The following is a 17,974-nucleotide window of genomic DNA, read 5'->3' on the forward strand; positions in this document are numbered from 1 at the left end:
TGCTGGTTGCCGTCCTGTTGGCTCTGCGCACCCTGGGAACCCGCGCCGAACTGCGTCGGTCCCGTCTGACCGGCGACAGCCCCACGGGCTCCGCTGGTCGGGACGGAACCAGCGCCGTTGGCGCCGCTCTCGCCCTGAGCACCACCACGAGAACTCGACGGGTCCGTCGACGAGGAAAGTACCTCACCTTGGATGACCTTGTGGCCGTCCGCGGTGTACCCGAGGTTCGACAGGCCACCCTGGGCGCTCAGACCCTGCGCCGTCTGCTTGTCCGAGCGCGAGCTGCCCGCTCCGCCACTCGTCAGCTGCAGCGGACCACCCTTGTCCGCGGGTCCGTCGTGACCGGGCGTGCCCAGAACACCGGCGGGCCCGGTGCCGCCCGGCAGAGCCTTGACGCCGTCACTGCCGCCGCCGGAGCCACTCCCACCAGGACCACCATCCAGCGCGGGACTGTCCGGTCCATCCGGTCCATCCTGCCCGCCACCCTCGAGGGTCAGCTGCTGCTTACCGGACGTCAACTCCGTGGCGCCACCGTTCGTGCCGCCGGCGTTCGTCGACGCCGTCTTGCCCGTGGGCTTGCCCCCGCTCGGGGACGCCGGACCGCTGGTCTTGCTGTCGAACCCGTTGGCGAGCTTGTTGCCCATGGCCATACCCGCGCCGGCCCCCGCACCCGAGGCCAGAGCAGGCATCAGCCCACCCTTGTCGGGCTTCGGCGTGCTGTTCGTCTCGAGGAACTTGTCCACGAGCTTGGTGACCACCTCGTCCATCGCCTGCAGCACAGTCTTGCGCACCCGTAGCAGGGCGAAGGTGATGCCTATGATCACCAGCGAGGAGATCAGGGTCAGGACCACCACGATGATCCCGCCGAGCGCGGCGTTGCCCCACAAGCCACCCGGGCTCATGAAGCTCGACACGGGGCCGGCCATGATGTCCGGGACCGAGATCAGGAATTCCGAGACGAACTGGTAGACGAACAGCGTGACGAGGACTTCCATGATCATCGCTGTGGAGTACACGATCACTTTGGCGATCGCCTGCAGGGCGCCCAGCGTCGCGAACGGTACGGCGGCCACCAGGCCGAAGGTCCGCTTGATCGCCCCGGCCAGCATGCCGATGGCGTACCAGAAGCCGAGCAGGACGATGGAGCCCAGGACCGTGGCCGCGTTGCTCCAGTACATGAACTTCGCCGGCCCCGTGCCCACCTGGCTGACGGCCATGTGGTTCTCGCGGGTGAACCCGCTGGTGGCGTTGTTGGACGAGTACATGGCCAGTGAGCCGGGGTGGAACCCGGTGTTGAGGTAGTTGTACGCCGCCAGGGGAGACAGGTTGCACGAGGAGGGTGTCTTGCCCACCGTGAAGCCACAGCCACCCTTCGTCCCCGTCGTCGTGAAGACCGTCGAGTCCTTACCGGGACGAGAGGAGGTCAAGCCCGTGCCGTCGGTCGAGATCACCGGGTGATCGACCGGCTTCGGCCCCTCTTCTTCACCGAACTGCTTCACGTCGCCGTAGCTGTCCTTGTCGACGAACCAGCTCTTCTTGGTATCCGAGCTCTCGTCCAGTTGCGTGATCGAGGTCTTGATCCCCGACTCGAAGTCGGAGGCTGCCATCTCGTTGCTCGCGATGTACTTGCCGATGATCCCGAAGGTCGAGAACACCGCTTTGAAGTCGTCCGAGGCACGGCCTCCGTTGACGGATACGGTGCCGTCCTTCCAAGCCGACTCGGCGTCTTTGGCCTTCGTCCCGATGTTGATGCCGTTGAACGTCGCCCCGTGGGACTGCTTGTTGATCGCCAGCGCACTGGTGCGCACGGACATCATCGCGTCCGGGCTGGCCTGGTCATCGTCCCAGGAAACAGTGGCCTGGTCCGGAATCCCCAGGCGGTCGTTCATCATCCACGCCTCGAAGTCGACGTAAGTGCTCAGCACGACGCGCGTCGGGCCGGCGTGTTGACCGAGAACGGAGTCGTCGAACTTTCCGAGCACGCCGGAGTACATCGACCCGACGAGCGGCAGGCCGACGCCGATGAAGACGACGCGCACGATGAGCTTCTTGATCGCCGAGCCACGGTCCATCTTCTTGAACAGGACCAGGCCGATGAGCAGGAAGCCGATGAAGATCGGCACGAGCGCCTGCCAGGAGATGTCGACGAGCAAGCCGTACCAGCCGCTGATCCAGTGCTGCAGACCCGAGAGGGCGCCGCCTCCGGTATCGCCTCCCGTCATACCCTCGGCGAAAGTCGGATTCACCGCCGCGACCGCGTTGTAGAACCACAGGAAGGGGTTGACGAGCTTCAGGAACTGGATGATGACGTAGAACAGCGTGCCGACCGCCAGCGCCAGGGCGTAGAGGACCCAGATGATCGACCCCCCGATCACGCTCACGATCTGGCCGCCGATGCCCGAGGACATCGTGTCCAGGCCAAGGTCGTTGTTGGCCGCCCCGAAGTGCGCGTAGTCGAGCATGCCCGCGTACTTGGCGTTGCCCTTGTCATCCTTCGCGGCCAGGGTCTCGTAGGTGACGGTCTGCGAGGACCCCGACACCTCGGCGAAGAACCAGCCCACGATGTTGCCCAGGCTGAACTCCGGGTCGGCGTAGCCGAGAATGGAACCGCCCGAGGCCGGGCTGGACGTGACCGGCTTCCAGTTCTCGTGCATGCCCTTGTCGTTCTGCGGCGAGTTCTTCTCGCTGAAGTACGAGCTCGCGTTCGAGGCCAGCTGGTAGAGGCTGTAGTTGTCGCGCTCCTTCTTGTCGTCCGCAGACGCCGGCGAAGACGTCGCCATCATGAACACCGGCACGAGCAGCGCCGCCAGGAGCATGAGGGCGAGCCCGCGCGCGGGCCTGCCCGGGCGGACTGCACCCACGCTGTGGCCGGCCCGGGCACGCAGCCTCGCCACCGCCGTGATCGTCCGGTTCATGCTCTCTCCTCTGCTCCTCGTCCTCGTATCGGTGCCGACCTCGCTCATGTCTTTTCCAGCTTCTTGGGCCTGGGCCTGGGCCTTGTTGCCGGTCGCCTTGCGTTGTCCACGGGCCGCTGCAGGCTCTTGCCGTCGCTGCGCTTGATCGCGTCAGCCTGGCCCGCGTCGGCCCCACCGCCGTCGCCCTCGCTGTGCTTCCGGATGCTGGTGAGGTTCGCGCCCGGCGTCGGCTTGTCGTGCATGATCGAGTCCATCCGCGCCGTCTCTTCGGCCTTGGCCGCCTCCAGTCGGACCTGCCTGCGTTGGGCCTCGCGGTAGGGGTTGATCCCCAGTGCCAAATCCAGGTGGAAGACCACGTTGGAGACACCCCGGCGCAGGTACGTGAGGTTCTCGTCCTTGGTCGTGATGAGTCGGGCGAGATCCGGCGGGATCCGCTGGTGCAACTGCTTCTGGTACTCCGCCACCGTTTTGTCGCGCATCGGGCCGAAGAGCGTGTAGTCCGCAGCGTCGAACTTGTTGAAGTCGCTGTCGGCCAGCATCTTGTCGACGTCGTTGTAGCTGTAGACCACCCGGCCGCCGCGCTCGTGCATATGGTCGAACTGGTCCTTGAGGTACTTCTTCACCCGGTCGTCGATGTGCTCGGTGCCGTGGATGATCACCGTGTCGCCGAGGCCCAGCTTGCCGACGGCGAAGCCGACGATGTTCACCAGCTGCGCCATCGCCACGCCCTTGCCGCGGCGCATGAGCCGCGAGAAGTCGTAGACCACGCGCCGCGAATCCCGGACCCCGTCCACGGCCGAGGCCGTGTGGTTGTTGAACAGGTCGCCATTGGTGCTCAGCATCGCGTTGGCGATGCCTCTGAGCACGTTGTAGGCGCGCAGCTGGTCCGGGTCGGTCTTGCTGGAGTTCAACAGCGCCTTGTGCGCGGTCGCCAGGTAGGAGACGAACATCTGAAGACGCGGCACCTGGGTGTGCGGGATGTTCACCACGCGCAGGCGGTTGCGCTGCTCCTTGGCGTTGTGCCGCCACATGCCCTGCTCGATGTAGAAGTCCGTGGCCGTGTCTTCGAGGGCACTGCGGATGATCGAGCCGACGGCACCGTCGGTGGTCTCGTAGAGCTGCTCGAACATCAGCTTGAGCTTCTCCATCTGAGCGGAGAAGACCGTCAGCTCGTCCTCCTCCTCGCCGAACATTTCGAACATGTTCACGTCGCCCTGGTTCAGGTCCACGCGCGAGGTGAGCCGCTCGAACCTCGGGCCGAGCTTGTCGAGGTTCGCCCCGTCAAGGACGAGGTGGACGACCTGGCCGTTGTTCAGCAGCGTCGCTTGCGAGATCTTCGAGCACCACATGTTGGCCACCCGCTGGCGGTCGAGGTACTCGCTGAGGGTGGCGTCGGCGACGATCACGTGGTGGGCGTAGGCGTTCACGTCCATGAGCACGGCGCTGTTGTTGACGTCGCCGACCATGTAGCCGACGTACTCGCCGCCCTTGTCGTTGAGGCCGTTGGTCACCAGTGAGTACGAGCCGGCCAGCTCGGTCGAGGTGAAGTGGAAGCCCTTGCCCTTCTTCTTCTCGTTGTTCTTCCACAGGCCCGAGAGCTCCTGGCGCTGCTCGCCGGCGTAGGGCGCAGCCTTCAGCGTGCCGAAGCGGTCGATGTACAGGCGCGTGACCCGGTCGATCGTGTCGTCCAGGGTCGCCAGATCCGGTGCCTTGAGAAAGAGCCGGTTGTGCACCGAGAGGTAGCTCGCGCCGTCTTGGAGCTCTCCGATCGTGACCCCGAGGTCACCGGAGATCTTCGCGGCCTTGCGCTTGGAGGAGGTTGTGCCCGTCTCCTCCTGCTCGTTGGCATCGAGCCGTTCCAGCTTCTCGGACTGTTTCGTATAAGAGTCGATCCACTTGTCGTCCATCCGCTTGACCTGCTCAAGCACGACCGCGGTGACCCGCTCGTCCAGACCGTCCGGGATCCGATCGATGCCCCAGAAGGCGGCGAAGTTGTCGTGCGCGGCGTCGTCGTGGAAGTACGCCAGGATGCAGGCGACCGAGCCGTCGACCTCGAAGTAGTCGGAGCGGAAGAGGTACTTCTCCTTCGGCTTCAGTGCGAGCAGATGCGGATAGGCGTCGAATGCGCCCTGGAGGTGCTTCACCTCACGGCGGCGCTGCCACCAGTTCTTCTTCGGCTCGGCGGATTCGTCGGCCACGCCGTGAGCTGCCGCAGTGGTCTGCACGCCCTCAGCCTGAGCAGCGTCGTCCGCGGGCAGATCACCGACCAGAAGCTCCCCGCTCTCATTCGTCTCGTGAGGCTTCTTTCCCGGGACGCCGAGCTGTGCCCGGACTTTCGTCATCAGCGCCATGGTGTCCTTCGTTCGTTCCTCGTCGTGTGGGTCGGCCTGGCGCTGTCAGTTCAGCGACGTCTTGAGGTCGAGCAGTTCGTCGTCGATGCCCTGGTAGAAGACCCGCAGCATCGGCTCGACCTCCTCGCGGTCGAGCATCGTGGCTTCCTTGATCATGAGGGTGGAGCCGCCGACCTCGGCCTGGAGGACTTGGTGTCCCTTGCGCAGTGCGTCGGTGTTCTTGCCCTTGAGCAGCAGGTACTGGTGGATCGAGGGGAACTTGCCGCCCACGTGCTGCGTGAGGATGTCGTACTGCTCGTTCTGCAGCTCGATCAGATCGGGGTCACGGAGCTGAAGGGCCTGGTTGCGCCGCTCCAGGTTCGCCACCTGGTGGTAGATCCGCTGCGGCTCCTTCGTCGTGATGAAGCTGTGCTCGCACGTCGTCTCGACTTTGCGCCAGAAGGAGTCGACCCGGTCGAGGATCCCGATCCGGTCCTGGTCGAAGAGCAGATAGCTCGCTGAGCCGACAACCAGGTAGACCCGGCCTTCGCCGCCGTCGGAAAAACGGATCAGCCCGTCCTCGTCGATCCCGTCGATGCCGACGATCGAGTAGAAGTCCGTGGGGTTCGAGCTGCGACGGGTGAAGACGTGGCGGGCCTTGCGGGGCAGGTAGGCAAGGAAGGCCGGCACCCGCATGATGCGCAGTTCCTTCGTCTTCATCAGCCCGCCGAAGTAGGCGATCGCCGCCAGGCCCCAGAGAACGAAGAACGTGATGGCGACTGGGCCCGAGCTCGCGACGAACGTCGACGTGCTGAACCACAGCAGGGCGAGGATGCCGCCACCGAAGAAGAGCAGTTGCTTGATCGGGGAGGGCTTCGCCGCCCAGCCGCCCTTGCTGAGCGTGATCTCGTGATCCAGGAAGCTCCTGTTCAGCGAACTTGGCACCTTGTAGGACAGTTTCGCCATGAATCTCCCATCCCCCTGCCACCGCAATGGCCATTGCTCGACCTGTCGAGAAGCCTTCATATGTGAGGCGCGCGAATGGCATCCTATCTTAGGCGAGTCATTCGAAACGAGAGTGAAAGGGAGTCGGATGGCGACGTGAGGCGAGTCTGACTGGCGGATCCGAGTCATCGAGTGTTGTTTGAACGGCTGACGGATCAGTCGCACCGCGGAAGCGGTCGCGCTCAGTCCATCGCTTCCGCCTCGAGGCGCGGAACGTCGTCGCCCAGGCCGAGCACGGCCAACGCATCGGCGGAGCCGCTCTGGTCGAGGCCTGACGAACCGACATCGCGTCGAGGACTGCCGGCTCAGAGTGCCGAGGGGGGCGTGCCCGGCGCCGCACCAGCGTCTCCTTGACCGGTCCGGTCCGGTCCGGACCGGACAGGACAGGACCGGACGCCTCCTGTCGGTGAAATGGCAGCAGCGGGAGCGGGCCCCGAGGTCCGGGACCCGCTCCCACGCGTCACTACCCGGCCGCCATCAACCGAACGACGGGACGATCTTCTTCTTGCCGCCCTGTTTCCTCCAGGAGATGCGGGCGTCGAAGGTCTTGCCCTTGGCCGAGACGAAACCCGTGCCTTGGATGGTCCTACCGGCCGCCAGGTCCTTGCGCTGCGCATCGGTGAAGGTCACCTGGCACCAGGACCGAGGTGGCTCGTCGTCGGAGCCGAAATCAGGGATGATCTTCCTGGCCTTCGCGTCCCAGGTGACCTTGCAACCGAAGGTCTTGCAAGTCCGCGCGCTGACGAAGTCGTCGATTTCCAGCGCCTGGCCCGCCAGGAGCGCCGCGACCTCCGCCGGCGTGAACGTCCGGCCGGACCACTTCGTCGGCTTGTCCGGCACCTCCAGCTGGAACCCGACGAACGTGCGACCCCTGAAGTTGCCGACGCCGAGCGCACCGGTGGCCGGGAAGGGCTTGTTCTCCTTCGGCCTCGCCTCGAACGAGATCGTTTCGCCCGCGAGCAGCTTTGCCACCTCGTCATCGCTGAACTCGTGGCCCGACCAGACCTTCTTGAAGGCGACCCTCTTCGGGCCACCTGGAGCGGCCTGCCACACGCCCTCGGCGCGGGCGGCGCCGACCTGGTCTTCCAGGCCCACCTTGGCGCGCATGGACGAGGCGTTCTCCGTCATCGTGGCGAGCTCATTTCGCCGGCCTGCGCCGGCCTGAGCTTCCGGCCCTTCTCGGTCGGCAGCGGGTACTTCGCCTTGTCGCTGGAGCCCAGCCCGGCCTTGCCGTACGTGCTGCCGTACTTGCGCTCGACTTCGTCCAGCGACGAGGGCACCTTCGGACCCGGACGGTTCGGGCCGTGCGCGCCCTGGGGCTTCACGTGCGTGGAACGAGGCTGCCGGTGAGGCGTGGCGCGTCCTCGGGGCGCGAGGCCGGCGCGGCCATGTCCGCACACCCGGGTCCTGGACACGGAGCCCCGACAACCCCACGCCCTGCAGAGCTGACGGACGGAAATGAGCTTCTCCTTGCTCCTCACGGTCATCGGATCGGCCGCCCTTCCCGCTCGCGTTCGAGCCTCGACTGCTTCCTGGTCGCCTCACGGGCCATGTCCCGGAGATGGATCGCTTCCTTGTGTGTGATCGGCGCGTCATGAAGGTTGTGCGAGCCCCGCAGGAAGTTCTCCGTGCGGTCGGCGATGGAGTATGCGAGCGCCTGCTCGATCACCGCGCTGGTCTGGCGCACCTCGCCCAGCTCGTCGCGCAGCTTGCGCAACAGCCCGTCCCGCTCGCGTTCGACAGCCTCGATGCTCATCAACCGTGTCAACACGCTGCCCAGCAGCGGGTCGCGGGAGCGGAACAGTTCCACGGCGCGCTCGGTGGCGGGATCGGCATCAAGGCGCAGGTCGAGCTGTGCCAACAGGAACGCCATCACCAGCGTGCCCTGGCTCAGCCGCCGGCTGAACTCCCGAGCGGCGCTGTCGCTCACGCCCAGCTCACGGACCGCGGCTGCTCGCAGCTGCTCCCGCAGCGCGTTCATGACGCTCTCGGGCAGCGCCTTGATGTGCGGCTGGCTCTGCATGCCGACGAGCCGGAAGCCCGACTGGGGGAGCGTGGCGGTCTCGGCTGTACTGCCCGAGCCCCTCTTCGAGGGCGCGCTCTGCGCGGCGCGCGGATCACCGGTGAACTGCGGCGATCCGGGCCCCACCTGCTCGGGTTCGTCCGGTGGGGCGATGTCGTCGGCCGCAGGGCCCGCCGGCACACCGCCCGGGAGCACCCCGTCAGCGGTGTTCTGCCCGCCGCCGGCGCCACCGCGCTGATTGGATCTGCCGGCGCGTTCGGAGTTGCCGACGTCGGGCTCGCGGTTCTGCTCCAGGTTCGGGCGATCCGTTCCGGCTCCCCCGTCGAGATCAGCCCGCGGACCTTCGACCCCGAGTTGAGAGTCGATGGCGCCGGTCTCATCGAACCGCACCTCCGGCTCGGGTGTTGGCGCCGCAGGCCCAGGCTGTGCGGCCTGAGCCTGGACGCGCTTCAACTCCTCGCTCCCACCACGCCGGTAGGCGTCGAGGAAGGACGTGTCCACATCCATCACCTCGTCGGTAGGCGTGGCCGCCTCCAGCATCTCTGCGAAGTCCCGGCTCATACGAGCTCACCGTCCTCCTCGTCGAGCAGGTAGTTGTCGCCGCGGGTGAGCCCGATCAGCGAGTCGAAGCCCGTGGTGACGACGCGTTCGAGGTTCGCCGAGTTCTTCGCCAGCGCCGCGACCTGATCGACGAGCTCATTGAGCCGCGCGATCTCCAGGGTCGGCAGGTCATAGTCGAGGTTCTCGCGCCGGATCTTCTCGACCACCGCCTCGGCCACGTACTCGCTCACCGAGGAGAACCCGCGCTTGTCGGCCCAGTACTCCGCGCGCTGCTTCTCGTCCGAGCTCAGCCGGACGAACACGCCCTGGCGGCCACCGCTGCCGGTCTGTGTCCCGCCCGACGGCTTTTTCCTCGCGCCGCGTACAGGTTGCGTCGTCTTGTCCAACTCGTGTGCGGCCGTCATCTGCGGCTTCTCCATGCCTTGCCTCGCCAATCCGTGAAGTCGCCCCATCGGCGCTGGTGGATAAGAGATCTGCCACTCTTTTTGTTTCCTGTCGAGCATCGGCAGAGTCGAAGACGCGCCCAGTCAGCCCCCTTGCCACGCACTGCCGCAGCAGGTGGGCCAGTCTGATGAGCGCCCGCTCAGGGCCCGGACAGGGGAGTCGGCGTCGCGTTCGCCGTGCAGTCGACAAGCTCCTGGGTGAACCTCGGGGATTGCCAGATCGCCTTGTCTTTGTCGTTCGGCACGTGGTCGACGATTGACCCGGTGCCGAGCGGCGCACCACCGGCGAGGAAGTGCAGCGTCTCCTGGCTGAAGCCTGCCTTGTACACCGAGGTCGCCAGGCACTGGCCGGCCGCCGCGTAGGTCTTCTTCTGGCTCTCGTCACGGGCGTAGGAGGAGAACATCGAGACCAGGCCCTTGGTGAGCTCGATGGAAGAGCTGACTGGCTGATCCGCGCGGACTGGGTAGGCAGGCTTCAGGTTCGGCTTGCCCACCACTGGCTTCGCGGCTGCCTCCGGCGGCGTGTAGCTCTGGGCCTTGGGGCTACCGCTGTTCGGAAGTACGGCCTCGCTGACGCATCCGTCGAAGTCCTCGCGCAGCGACCGCGAGGCCAGCAGTGCGGCGTCGTCCTCGCTCACCTTGTTCAGTCCGCCGATGACCGTGCCCATGTCGTCGCTGTCGGCCTTGATGATGTAGGCCAGCGCCTTCTCCGACATTCCCGCCTTCCGCACCGCGCTACCCAGGCAAGCTCCGCTGTTCTTTCCGGAGCTTCCGGCGCCTTGGAAGGCGAGCTTGTCCAGCGCCTTGCCGAGAGCCGTGTCGGCGACCTTGGCTGTGCTCGCGGTCGGGCTTGGTACAGGCGACGGCTGCGCCTCCTTGGCCGTTCCGTCGTTGCCGCCGGAGCACCCGACGAGCACAACGCCCGCAGTCAGCACCGCAGTGGAGAGTCCAACCTTCCTCGTCCTCCAGGTCCTCATCTCTTCTCGCCTCGCATCCCCTGTTGCCGACCAGTCTGATTGGATCCACTGGTCTCTGAGGGTATCTTATTCGAGTGGCCATTCAATGATGGTCTGTGGTGAGTCAGAATGTCGCGCGATAGGGGGTTGTAGAGGCTGCACAGAGCGGGACTCGGTTGCGCAGAGTGCCTGCGGGCCCGTCTGGCGCTTGGGGATCAACAGAGTTGATCCGGAGGGCTCTGCGAAAGCAGGGCGCAGCCTGGTGCAAGGAACTGCCGTGCCTCGCAGTCGAGATGGCCTCGACCTGCTGCGGTCGGCTCCCTCGGACCTTCGGCGCAGTGCTCGCGTCCATCGCCGGAGGCCGGGAGTTCATGCAGGGGGCCACGCTCTGACGCGTGTCCACTTCGGAAGGAGAGCGCCGGACAATGCACGGCGCGCACCACCCAGACCTTGGCGTTGCCTGGGGTACGACCCGCCAGGGCGCAGCAAGCGCCGGCCCCAACCGGTCAGCACCGAGGCTGTGAACCCATCCCGGTGGTGGATTGCCACCGCCGCGAACCGCAAGGTCCAAGAGGCACCCGAGGACCTCACATACGACACGAGTGAAGATGCCGCCGCCGTCTTCCTCGCCGCCAACACCACCACGACGGACGGAGACACGACATGATGCTCGCGATCGGCGCGCTGCTCGGCTGCGCCGCCACTCTGCTCACCCTCGCCATACGGCGTGGCCTGACCCGCACGCCGCACTGCGGGTGGTGCGCGACCGCCTCGAACTGGCCCACCTCCCAGCACGACGCCCGGCTCTGCCGCGGCTACGTCCAGGACCGCCGCCGCGAACGGCTGCGCGACATCAGGCACGGCCGCCCCGTCGAGGAGCCGAACCCGTGGGGCGAGGCGTACCTACTCGACGAAGAGATCGCCCAGCGAACGAAAGCCGACGCATGAGCACCGAGACCACCACGGCCGCCGCCGACTTCGCCCAGGCGCTCGCCGAGCTGGCCGACGGATAACCCACCGACCCGGAGGGCACAGCGCCCGTGATCGCCACAGTCACCGCCCCGGCGACAGGCGAGCAGCACCCGGTCCTGATCGAGCCCGGCCCGCTCGACTGGGTGACCGCCCTGGTTCGGGGCGAGCGGGGACACCTTCCGCGCCGCCCCGTGCCGCGGCAGTCTTTCACCCTGATCCGCCGGCCCGGTGTCGTGCCGTCCGTCATTCCTCGTCTTCGCAATGGCCCTGGTGTTCTGGTTCATCACCGCAACGCTCCGCGGGGTCGAGATCACGGATCTCGGACACGTACGAGTCTTCATCCGGGCGAAGGTGTGCTCGACGCAGGCAAGGACCCGCCGGTGTCCGGCGTTGTCCCCCTCCTGCCCCACGCAACGGGCCGACCGGCCCTTCTGTGGTGCTGGGTGATCAGCCCGGTGCCCAGGTAGGCAACGTCCCCGATCACCGTCGTCCCGGCGGCCACGGCCGACAGGTTCGACTCCCGCCACACGTGGGCATCGGCCTTGTTCTCGGCGCCGGCCGGGCCGATGCCATGACCAGCCGGGTGTACGTCCGCGACGGGCCGCGTTGCCGGCTCCAGCGCCGGCAACGGCCTCAGCCGCTGGATGACCCGGCCGACCGTCGCCGAGGAGATACCGAACAGCGGGGCCGGCTGCCGCATCGTGAGGTTCGTGCGGTAGTACACCGCCACCGGCAGAAGACGGCCCGCCAGCGGCAGCAAACATCACGGTCGGCCGCCACCGGGTCCCTTCCCGCCCCGCTCCCGCACCACTCTCACCAGCTTCACGAACCGATCCATCCGCAAGCCGTGAACGTCTGCGGGATGGTGACGGCTGCCGGGAGCTGTGGCTCTTGTCCGCCGGCCCGGCGGACCTTGACGGTGTCCATGACCTCCTCGAAGCGGGTTCAGTCGGCGGCGTTGCCGCCGGTGAGGACGAAGCCGAGAGGCCGGCCGCGGCCGTCGCAGGACAGGTGGACTTTCGTGGTCAGTGCGCCTGGGGATCGTCCAGGGGCGTGATCACATATTTCGTCCCGCCGCCCTGCCCCTTTTTACGGGCGCCCACGGCATGCTGGTGGGCCCGCGGGACCGTGGAGTCGACCGACACCAGCCAGCCGTCACCGGTCGCGTCCCTCATGGCCTGCACGGGCGGCCGGCATTCGCGTGAACGTCCGGTCCAGCACCCACCTGCGGAAACGGATGTAGAGGGTCCTCCAGGGCCCGTACCGTGCCGGCACGTCACGTCACGCCGACCCCGTCCGCGGCTTCCACACGATTCCGTTCAGCACCCGCCGGTCGTCCAACCTCGTTGCCGGGCTGGGGGGCGTCGCGCCGTGGTCTGGTCGGGAGTGGTCGGTTGCTCGCGAGGAGCGTGATTTTGATCGGCGAAGCCGATCCGGGGTTCGGAGTGACGAGGTATTCGGTCAGCGTAGCTGTCTCGGAACTCGTCAGCTCATGATGACGAGCCATGCCGACATGATTCCGCATCAGAACCCTTTGCGGTACGCCTTGGCGCAGGTCAAGTGAAGTTGATCGGCGAAGCCGATCCGGGGTTCGGAATGGCGAGGTATTCGGTCAGCGCGGCTGTCTCGGAACTCGTCGACTCATGATGACGCCCCGTGCCGACATGATCCCGCATCAGAACCCCTAGAAGGCACGCCTTGGCGCAGGTCAAGTGAATGCCGAGCCAGGGGACATCACGCCGTGGTCTGGTCGGGAGTGGCCGGTTGCTCGGCGAAGAACGCGAGTTTGATCGGCGAAGCCGATCCGGGGCTCGGAATGACGACGCATTCGATCAGCGCAGCTGATTCGGATGAAGCACTGAAAGAGAAAATCATCTGATCGGCGAAGCCGATCCGGATGGGGGCATGACGGACAACTGAATATCTCAGCGCAATCAGCCAACTGCGCTCGGACGACGTCGTCGATCCGGGCGCTTTGCTGTATCCGAGGAGAAGAACTCATGCCGAACGCTCCGAACAACGGACAGCGGGGCGAATCGTTGGCGCGGCCCAGACAGGTCTCGGCCAGAACCTGGCAGTAGTCGGTTCGGTGAAGTTCGAGGCTCTGTACGGCCGGTGGTGCGCATCTCGAAGCCGTCGGATTCGGTAGCGAGCGTGTGGCAAAACGGCCCGACTGGCTTTGTGTTGAACCCATCGGGGTTGGCCGCGACCAGGCCGGATCCCGCACTTGAACCCCTTTCCCTGAACACCCATGTAGTGGGCAGCGCTTTGTGCTGCCCGCGCAGTAGGAGGAGAAACCTGATGAATCACGAGTCCACGAAGTTGTCGGTCGCGTTCAGCGGGGCCGACAACACGGGTAAGACCACGCAGATCGGCCTGCTGGGCCGCCGGATCGGTCCGGCTGCGGCGCTCGCCGGCGCCCTGCACGACCACGACTCTCGATGGACCAACATCCAGGGCGACATGGCCGGGTGGTGGTTCGAGAAGAGCCGCATCGAGGAGTTCGTGGACGTCCTGGCGTCTTCTTACCTCGCGCGATCCGCCGCCCCCGGCGTCGGGAGCCTGCGACTGTTCGACCGGGGCATCCCCATGCTGGAGGCGTCGGTCGCCGCGACCGTTGCCGTCCGCGAGAACCTGGCCGCCCCGGCGGCGGCCGACCGCGCACGGGCCCTGCTCGAACCGTGGGCCACGGACCTTCGCGTCGCCGAGAACGCTGAGCTCTCCCTCTACCTGGCGTTCTCCAACGAGATCGACAAGAACGTGACCCACAGCCTCGCCCATCAGGCGAGCGTCACCCCGCCCTACGACCGCTACCAGCGGGCCCTGCACGAACGACTCCACGTCATGGCCACCGAAGAGGGCCGCTTCTCGCACACGGTGCTGATCGGTGGCCGCTCCATCGTCGAGGTGCAGCGGGACATCCGGCGTCTGCTGCACCCGCGGCACCCGGCCGTCCCTGCCCGTGCCCTGGACGGGGTGCAGGTCATCGCGCTCGCCGGGCTGTCCGAGAGCGGCAAGAGCAGCGCCGGCGAGTACCTGCGCATGCGACACGGCCACGCCCGCCTCAAGATCGGGTGGCTGCTCGCCACCGCCGCCGCGCACGCCGGCCTTCCCGACCCGTACGCGGTCACGGAGGACGTCCAGGCCGAGTTGATCGTCGACGCCCTGGATCGCTACCTGACGGCCCACTACTACCTGACCGACGTGACGATCGAGTCGCTGCACTCCTTGGAGTCCACCGCCGCACTGCGACGACTGCTCGGACGGCAGGTCACCGTCACATACCTCGACACGCCTATGGCGGCCCGCCGCGCACGCAGCGAAACCGGAGCCGACGACGTGGCCGTGCGCGACCTCGTCAAGGAGAGTCGAGGCGCGGACAGGATCGCGGGCATCGCGGACCGGGTGATCGACAACTCCGGTACACGGCTCCGCCTGGAGCGCTGCTTGGACGCGCTGGTCCTCGATCACCACTGGCCCGCACGGCACCCGGAGACGCAGCCCGTGAACATGCTGGGCCTCCCGATCAGCCTGGAGTCCTACCTGCACAAGCTGCTGGACCGCACCACCGGCGGCGCTGACCCGGTGGTGGACCTGCTGGCCGTCACCGGGTCCGCCGCCAAGGGCAGGTACCAGAGCGGGTGGAGTGACCTCGACGTGCTCGTCGTCGCCGACAACGCCCGTTTGGGTCCCCTCGCCGACGTGCTGGCCGAACTCCGCGCCGACCTGGAGGGCGTCAAGGTCGGCGTCAGCGTCGTCACTCTCGCCGAATGTCGCACCGGCAATGTGTCCGTTCGACTCCAGCACGTGCTGGCCCAGATCGGTGCCGGTGCCATCACCCCGCTGTGGGTCCGAAACGGCCTGCGGCTCCCCGCTCCGGACCCGGCCGCCATCGTGGCCGCCACCGTCATGAACGGGGTCCAGGCAACCTTCGACATCCGCCGCCAGATCCTCGCAGGCGCCGGTGATCTGCACGCCCTCTACAAGGTGACGGCGCTGTCCGCGAAGGTGCAGTTGGAGTTCCGCCGCGTACCGGTCTCCGCCGACGAGGACGCCCTGACCACGCTCCTCGGCGCCCACGGCCACGACACCTCCCTGGCCCGCACCGCCCGTACCGACCAGGCCGCCGCCCTCAAGGTCGCCCGGATCATCCTCGACCTGTGGGACGACACCATGAACGGAGTGGAGCAGTGACCGACGCAGTCTTCGCGAAGGACTTCCCCAATCGCACCGCCGCGATTGGGGAGGTTCGTGGCCACCGCCTGATCGAACACCGCCTCTCCGTTCCCCGCCTCCATGGTCTTCGCGGGCCGGACGGCAGCCAGGTGGTCTTCGACGACGTGTTCGCTCAGGGACGGTGCGAACTCCTCCTCGGCGACCTCATCGCCCTCGCCGACCGCGACCCGCGCCACATACCCCGTCTCGTCAAGCTCGTTGAAGCCGTGTGTCACGACCTGACCACCGCTTTCACGCACGAACGCCGATACCCCCTGAGCAGCTGCGTTCCCACCCTCTACGCCGACCGCATCCGGCCCGGTGGACGCCTGGACCGCTGGTACCTGAACCCCGGCCACTCCGTCGTTCCGGCCGGAGGAAACGTTCCCGCTCTCACTGTGGCCGACCTCGCCGACCACACGATCACCGTCAACGGCCGGCCGCTCACCATCGACCTCCCCGACATCGTCCGTACCACCCGCCAGATCCTGACACCGGACAGCAGCTGGGTGTGCGGACTCACTCAGGGAGACCCCACCGAGCCCAACATCGCCGACCCCCTGTGCTGGCTCGACTTCGCACTCGCCGGCCTCAACACCCTTCCGGGCGAAGCCGCCAACCTCCTCTGGTACCTGATGGGCCTGGGCGGCTGGCTCGTCCCCACCTATCAACCCGACACCTACCAGCGCACCATGCGCCTCGCCCTCCCGCCCCTCACGACCCCGCGGATCACCCACCTGGACCACCACCCCCGACTCCGCCACCTCGACATCCACTACCGCTGGAACACCGGCCCCGGCCGCCGAGCCGCCCTCACCACCGCCCTGCGAGCCCTGCCCGACATCCCCTGGCACGACTTGCGCCCCTTCCTCACCCTCCGCGTCCTCGGTGTCGTCCGTCCCTGGCCGATCACGACGACCGACACCCTCCTGACGCTGATCAAAGCTGCCGAACTCCATCAGCCGAGCAGCAACGCCACCGAGTTCTTCACTCAGCACACACTCGAAACGGAGCTCCCGTGAACCCCGCCCTCTCCATCACTGATCAGTCGCTGAGCGCCCGACCCCTGCTCGGCCGAACTGCTCTGGTCACCGGAGCCACCGGTGGCATCGGCACCGCGATCTGCCGTGCCCTCGCCACCGCCGGCGCCCACGTCGCCGTCGCCCATTACGACGAGGACGCTGCCGCCGCCGACCTCCTGGACCAGCTGCCCACCCGAGGCATCGCCGTCTCCGGTGATCTCACCGATCCGAAGTTCCCGGCCGCCCTGATCACCACCGTCACGGACGCCCTGGCACCCGTCGACATCCTGATCAACAACGCCGGCGCCTACCCCCGTATCGCCTGGGAAGACCTGAACGAGGCCGACTGGGAGCAGTCCCTCGCCGTCAACCTCCACGCTCCGCGCCGCCTGTGCCAGGCTGTCACCGCGAGCATGACGGCACGCCAGTGGGGCAGGATCGTGAACATCGGCTCGATCAACGCCCTCGTGGGCCGTCGCCAGCTCACCCCTTACGCCACGGCCAAGGCCGCGATGATCGGACTGACCCGGTCCCTGGCCCGCGATGTCGGCGTGGGCGGGATCACCGTCAACTCGGTCCTGCCCGGAGCGATCCAGGTTCCTGCCGAAAATGCCCTCCCGCCCGCCGCCCGGGTGTCCCCCGAGCACCAGATCGCCCGCCAGTGCGTTCCCCGCCGCGGTCGGCCGGAGGACGTGGCCGCCGCTGTCGCCTTCCTGGCAAGTCCTGCGGCCGGGTTCATCACCGGTCAGAGCCTCCACGTTGATGGCGGGTGGGTGATGAGCTGATCTCCTTCGGCCGGGTTCACCACCGGTCGAATTCTCCACGGTGATGGCGGCCGGATGATGAACTGATCTCCTCGACAGCAACGCCTGAGGAGACACAGTGAAAGAACGCGTCCGTGCCGTCCTGATCACACCGGCCCGCACCATGCTCATCATCCGCCGCACCATCCCCGGCCGCGACGTCTACCACGTCCTCGTCGGCGGCGGCATCGAGGACGGCGACCCCACACCGGAAGCGGCTCTCCACCGTGAGATCCACGAGGAGATTGCCGGGAAGGCTCACATCGTCCGGCTGCTGGGCACTCTCGCCGACACCGAACGCGAAGAGATCCAGCACATCTATCTCGCCGAGGTCCGCACCTGGGCCTTCGACGACCGTACCGGCAGCGAGTTCACGCGTGCCGATCGCGGCACCTACGAACTCGTCGAGACCCCCCTCACCACCCCCGAGGCCCTGGCCACCCTCAACCTCCAGCCCCCCACGGTGCTGCCCCTGATCCAGAAGGTCATGTCCGAATGGGCGTGAAGCTCTGCACGGAGCGGTTCTCATCCGCAGTGCGCTGGCTGATCCTCGGCGTACGCCAGTGGGCACACCGTGCAGACCGACCACGGAACAGGTTCGACTCCTGAGCGCTGCGGATGATCCCTGAGGCGTGTCCCTGGAGATCTATGCAGCTCCAACCACTCCAGCACCCCGGTGCGCGCGCTGCCTTCGGGCAACCGCGGCGCCGGGGTGCTGTTTTTCTTCTT

16 protein-coding genes and 1 pseudogene are annotated in these 17,974 nt (G+C 67.0%); 7 read left to right on the plus strand and 10 right to left on the minus strand.

The window, feature by feature from the left end; genetic code table 11:
• The 8 genes from ACFVGY_RS26665 to ACFVGY_RS26700 all read right to left on the minus strand — a co-directional run.
• Positions 1-2,915 (minus strand): hypothetical protein (locus ACFVGY_RS26665; protein ID WP_385681521.1); only part of this gene is annotated, 2,915 nt, incomplete at its 3' end.
• Between the two features lie 44 nt (positions 2,916-2,959).
• Positions 2,960-5,140, minus strand: coding sequence for a hypothetical protein (locus tag ACFVGY_RS26670; RefSeq protein ID WP_385681523.1), 2,181 nt, complete (start codon positions 5,138-5,140; stop codon positions 2,960-2,962).
• Positions 5,141-5,311: 171 nt separating this feature from the next.
• Complete coding sequence (locus tag ACFVGY_RS26675; protein ID WP_385681525.1) at positions 5,312-6,211, minus strand: hypothetical protein; 900 nt, start codon at positions 6,209-6,211, stop codon at positions 5,312-5,314.
• Between the two features lie 516 nt (positions 6,212-6,727).
• A complete protein-coding gene (locus ACFVGY_RS26680; RefSeq protein ID WP_385681527.1) occupies positions 6,728-7,378 on the minus strand; it encodes a hypothetical protein in 651 nt (216 codons plus the stop codon).
• Positions 7,375-7,575 carry a hypothetical protein gene (locus tag ACFVGY_RS26685; protein ID WP_385681529.1) on the minus strand — a complete coding sequence of 67 codons (201 nt, stop codon included), beginning with the start codon at positions 7,573-7,575 and terminating at the stop codon, positions 7,375-7,377. Before ACFVGY_RS26685 ends, ACFVGY_RS26680 begins: the two co-directional genes overlap by 4 nt.
• Positions 7,576-7,733: 158 nt before the next feature.
• Positions 7,734-8,834, minus strand: coding sequence for a hypothetical protein (locus ACFVGY_RS26690; RefSeq protein WP_385681531.1), 1,101 nt, complete (start codon positions 8,832-8,834; stop codon positions 7,734-7,736).
• Entirely contained in the window at positions 8,831-9,238 is a 408-nt protein-coding gene (locus ACFVGY_RS26695) for a hypothetical protein (protein WP_385681533.1), read from the minus strand. Before ACFVGY_RS26695 ends, ACFVGY_RS26690 begins: the two co-directional genes overlap by 4 nt.
• A 179-nt stretch (positions 9,239-9,417) precedes the next feature.
• Positions 9,418-10,212: a hypothetical protein gene (locus tag ACFVGY_RS26700; protein WP_385681535.1), complete on the minus strand. Its 795-nt coding sequence runs from the start codon at positions 10,210-10,212 to the stop codon at positions 9,418-9,420.
• A 541-nt stretch (positions 10,213-10,753) separates the two neighbouring features.
• Here ACFVGY_RS26700 and ACFVGY_RS26705 point away from each other — a divergent pair.
• Together ACFVGY_RS26705 and ACFVGY_RS26710 are read left to right on the plus strand one after the other, a co-directional pair.
• Positions 10,754-10,900, plus strand: a complete 147-nt coding sequence (locus ACFVGY_RS26705; protein WP_385681537.1) for a hypothetical protein — start codon at positions 10,754-10,756, stop codon at positions 10,898-10,900.
• Positions 10,897-11,181, plus strand: a complete 285-nt coding sequence (locus tag ACFVGY_RS26710; protein ID WP_385681538.1) for a hypothetical protein — start codon at positions 10,897-10,899, stop codon at positions 11,179-11,181. The genes ACFVGY_RS26705 and ACFVGY_RS26710 overlap by 4 nt, the downstream gene beginning before the upstream one ends.
• 359 nt (positions 11,182-11,540) lie before the next feature.
• Here the strand turns inward: ACFVGY_RS26710 and ACFVGY_RS26715 are convergent.
• Positions 11,541-12,043 (minus strand): annotated as a pseudogene (locus ACFVGY_RS26715) (transposase family protein); the annotation flags it as partial.
• 187 nt (positions 12,044-12,230) lie between these two features.
• Positions 12,231-12,380 (minus strand): hypothetical protein, encoded by a 150-nt coding sequence (locus ACFVGY_RS26720; protein ID WP_359939513.1) that lies wholly within the window; start codon positions 12,378-12,380, stop codon positions 12,231-12,233.
• Between the two features lie 566 nt (positions 12,381-12,946).
• Here ACFVGY_RS26720 and ACFVGY_RS26725 point away from each other — a divergent pair.
• The 5 genes from ACFVGY_RS26725 (at position 12,947) to ACFVGY_RS26745 (ending at position 17,750) form a co-directional block, all read left to right on the plus strand.
• Complete coding sequence (locus ACFVGY_RS26725; RefSeq protein ID WP_385681541.1) at positions 12,947-13,084, plus strand: hypothetical protein; 138 nt, start codon at positions 12,947-12,949, stop codon at positions 13,082-13,084.
• Between the two features lie 422 nt (positions 13,085-13,506).
• Complete coding sequence (locus tag ACFVGY_RS26730) at positions 13,507-15,399, plus strand: nucleotidyltransferase domain-containing protein (protein WP_385681543.1); 1,893 nt, start codon at positions 13,507-13,509, stop codon at positions 15,397-15,399.
• On the plus strand, positions 15,396-16,442 hold the full coding sequence (locus ACFVGY_RS26735; protein WP_385681545.1) for a hypothetical protein: 1,047 nt from the start codon (positions 15,396-15,398) through the stop codon (positions 16,440-16,442). Before ACFVGY_RS26730 ends, ACFVGY_RS26735 begins: the two co-directional genes overlap by 4 nt.
• Positions 16,439-17,227: an SDR family NAD(P)-dependent oxidoreductase gene (locus tag ACFVGY_RS26740; RefSeq protein ID WP_385681547.1), complete on the plus strand. Its 789-nt coding sequence runs from the start codon at positions 16,439-16,441 to the stop codon at positions 17,225-17,227. The genes ACFVGY_RS26735 and ACFVGY_RS26740 overlap by 4 nt, the downstream gene beginning before the upstream one ends.
• 97 nt (positions 17,228-17,324) lie before the next feature.
• Positions 17,325-17,750, plus strand: a complete 426-nt coding sequence (locus ACFVGY_RS26745; protein WP_042813583.1) for an NUDIX domain-containing protein — start codon at positions 17,325-17,327, stop codon at positions 17,748-17,750.
• Positions 17,751-17,974: the final 224 nt, after the last annotated feature.

Source organism: Streptomyces sp. NPDC127106, assembly GCF_042677605.1.
Taxonomy (GTDB): Bacteria; Actinomycetota; Actinomycetes; order Streptomycetales; family Streptomycetaceae; genus Streptomyces.

Coding starts and splice junctions, on each gene's coding strand:
- ACFVGY_RS26675 (WP_385681525.1), bottom strand. CDS start 6,211: ATGGCGAAACTGTCCTACAAGGTGCCAAGTTCGCTGAACAGGAGCTTC.
- ACFVGY_RS26680 (WP_385681527.1), bottom strand. CDS start 7,378: ATGACGGAGAACGCCTCGTCCATGCGCGCCAAGGTGGGCCTGGAAGAC.
- ACFVGY_RS26690 (WP_385681531.1), bottom strand. CDS start 8,834: ATGAGCCGGGACTTCGCAGAGATGCTGGAGGCGGCCACGCCTACCGAC.
- ACFVGY_RS26695 (WP_385681533.1), bottom strand. CDS start 9,238: ATGACGGCCGCACACGAGTTGGACAAGACGACGCAACCTGTACGCGGC.
- ACFVGY_RS26710 (WP_385681538.1), top strand. CDS start 10,897: ATGATGCTCGCGATCGGCGCGCTGCTCGGCTGCGCCGCCACTCTGCTC.
- ACFVGY_RS26720 (WP_359939513.1), bottom strand. CDS start 12,380: ATGAGGGACGCGACCGGTGACGGCTGGCTGGTGTCGGTCGACTCCACG.
- ACFVGY_RS26730 (WP_385681543.1), top strand. CDS start 13,507: ATGAATCACGAGTCCACGAAGTTGTCGGTCGCGTTCAGCGGGGCCGAC.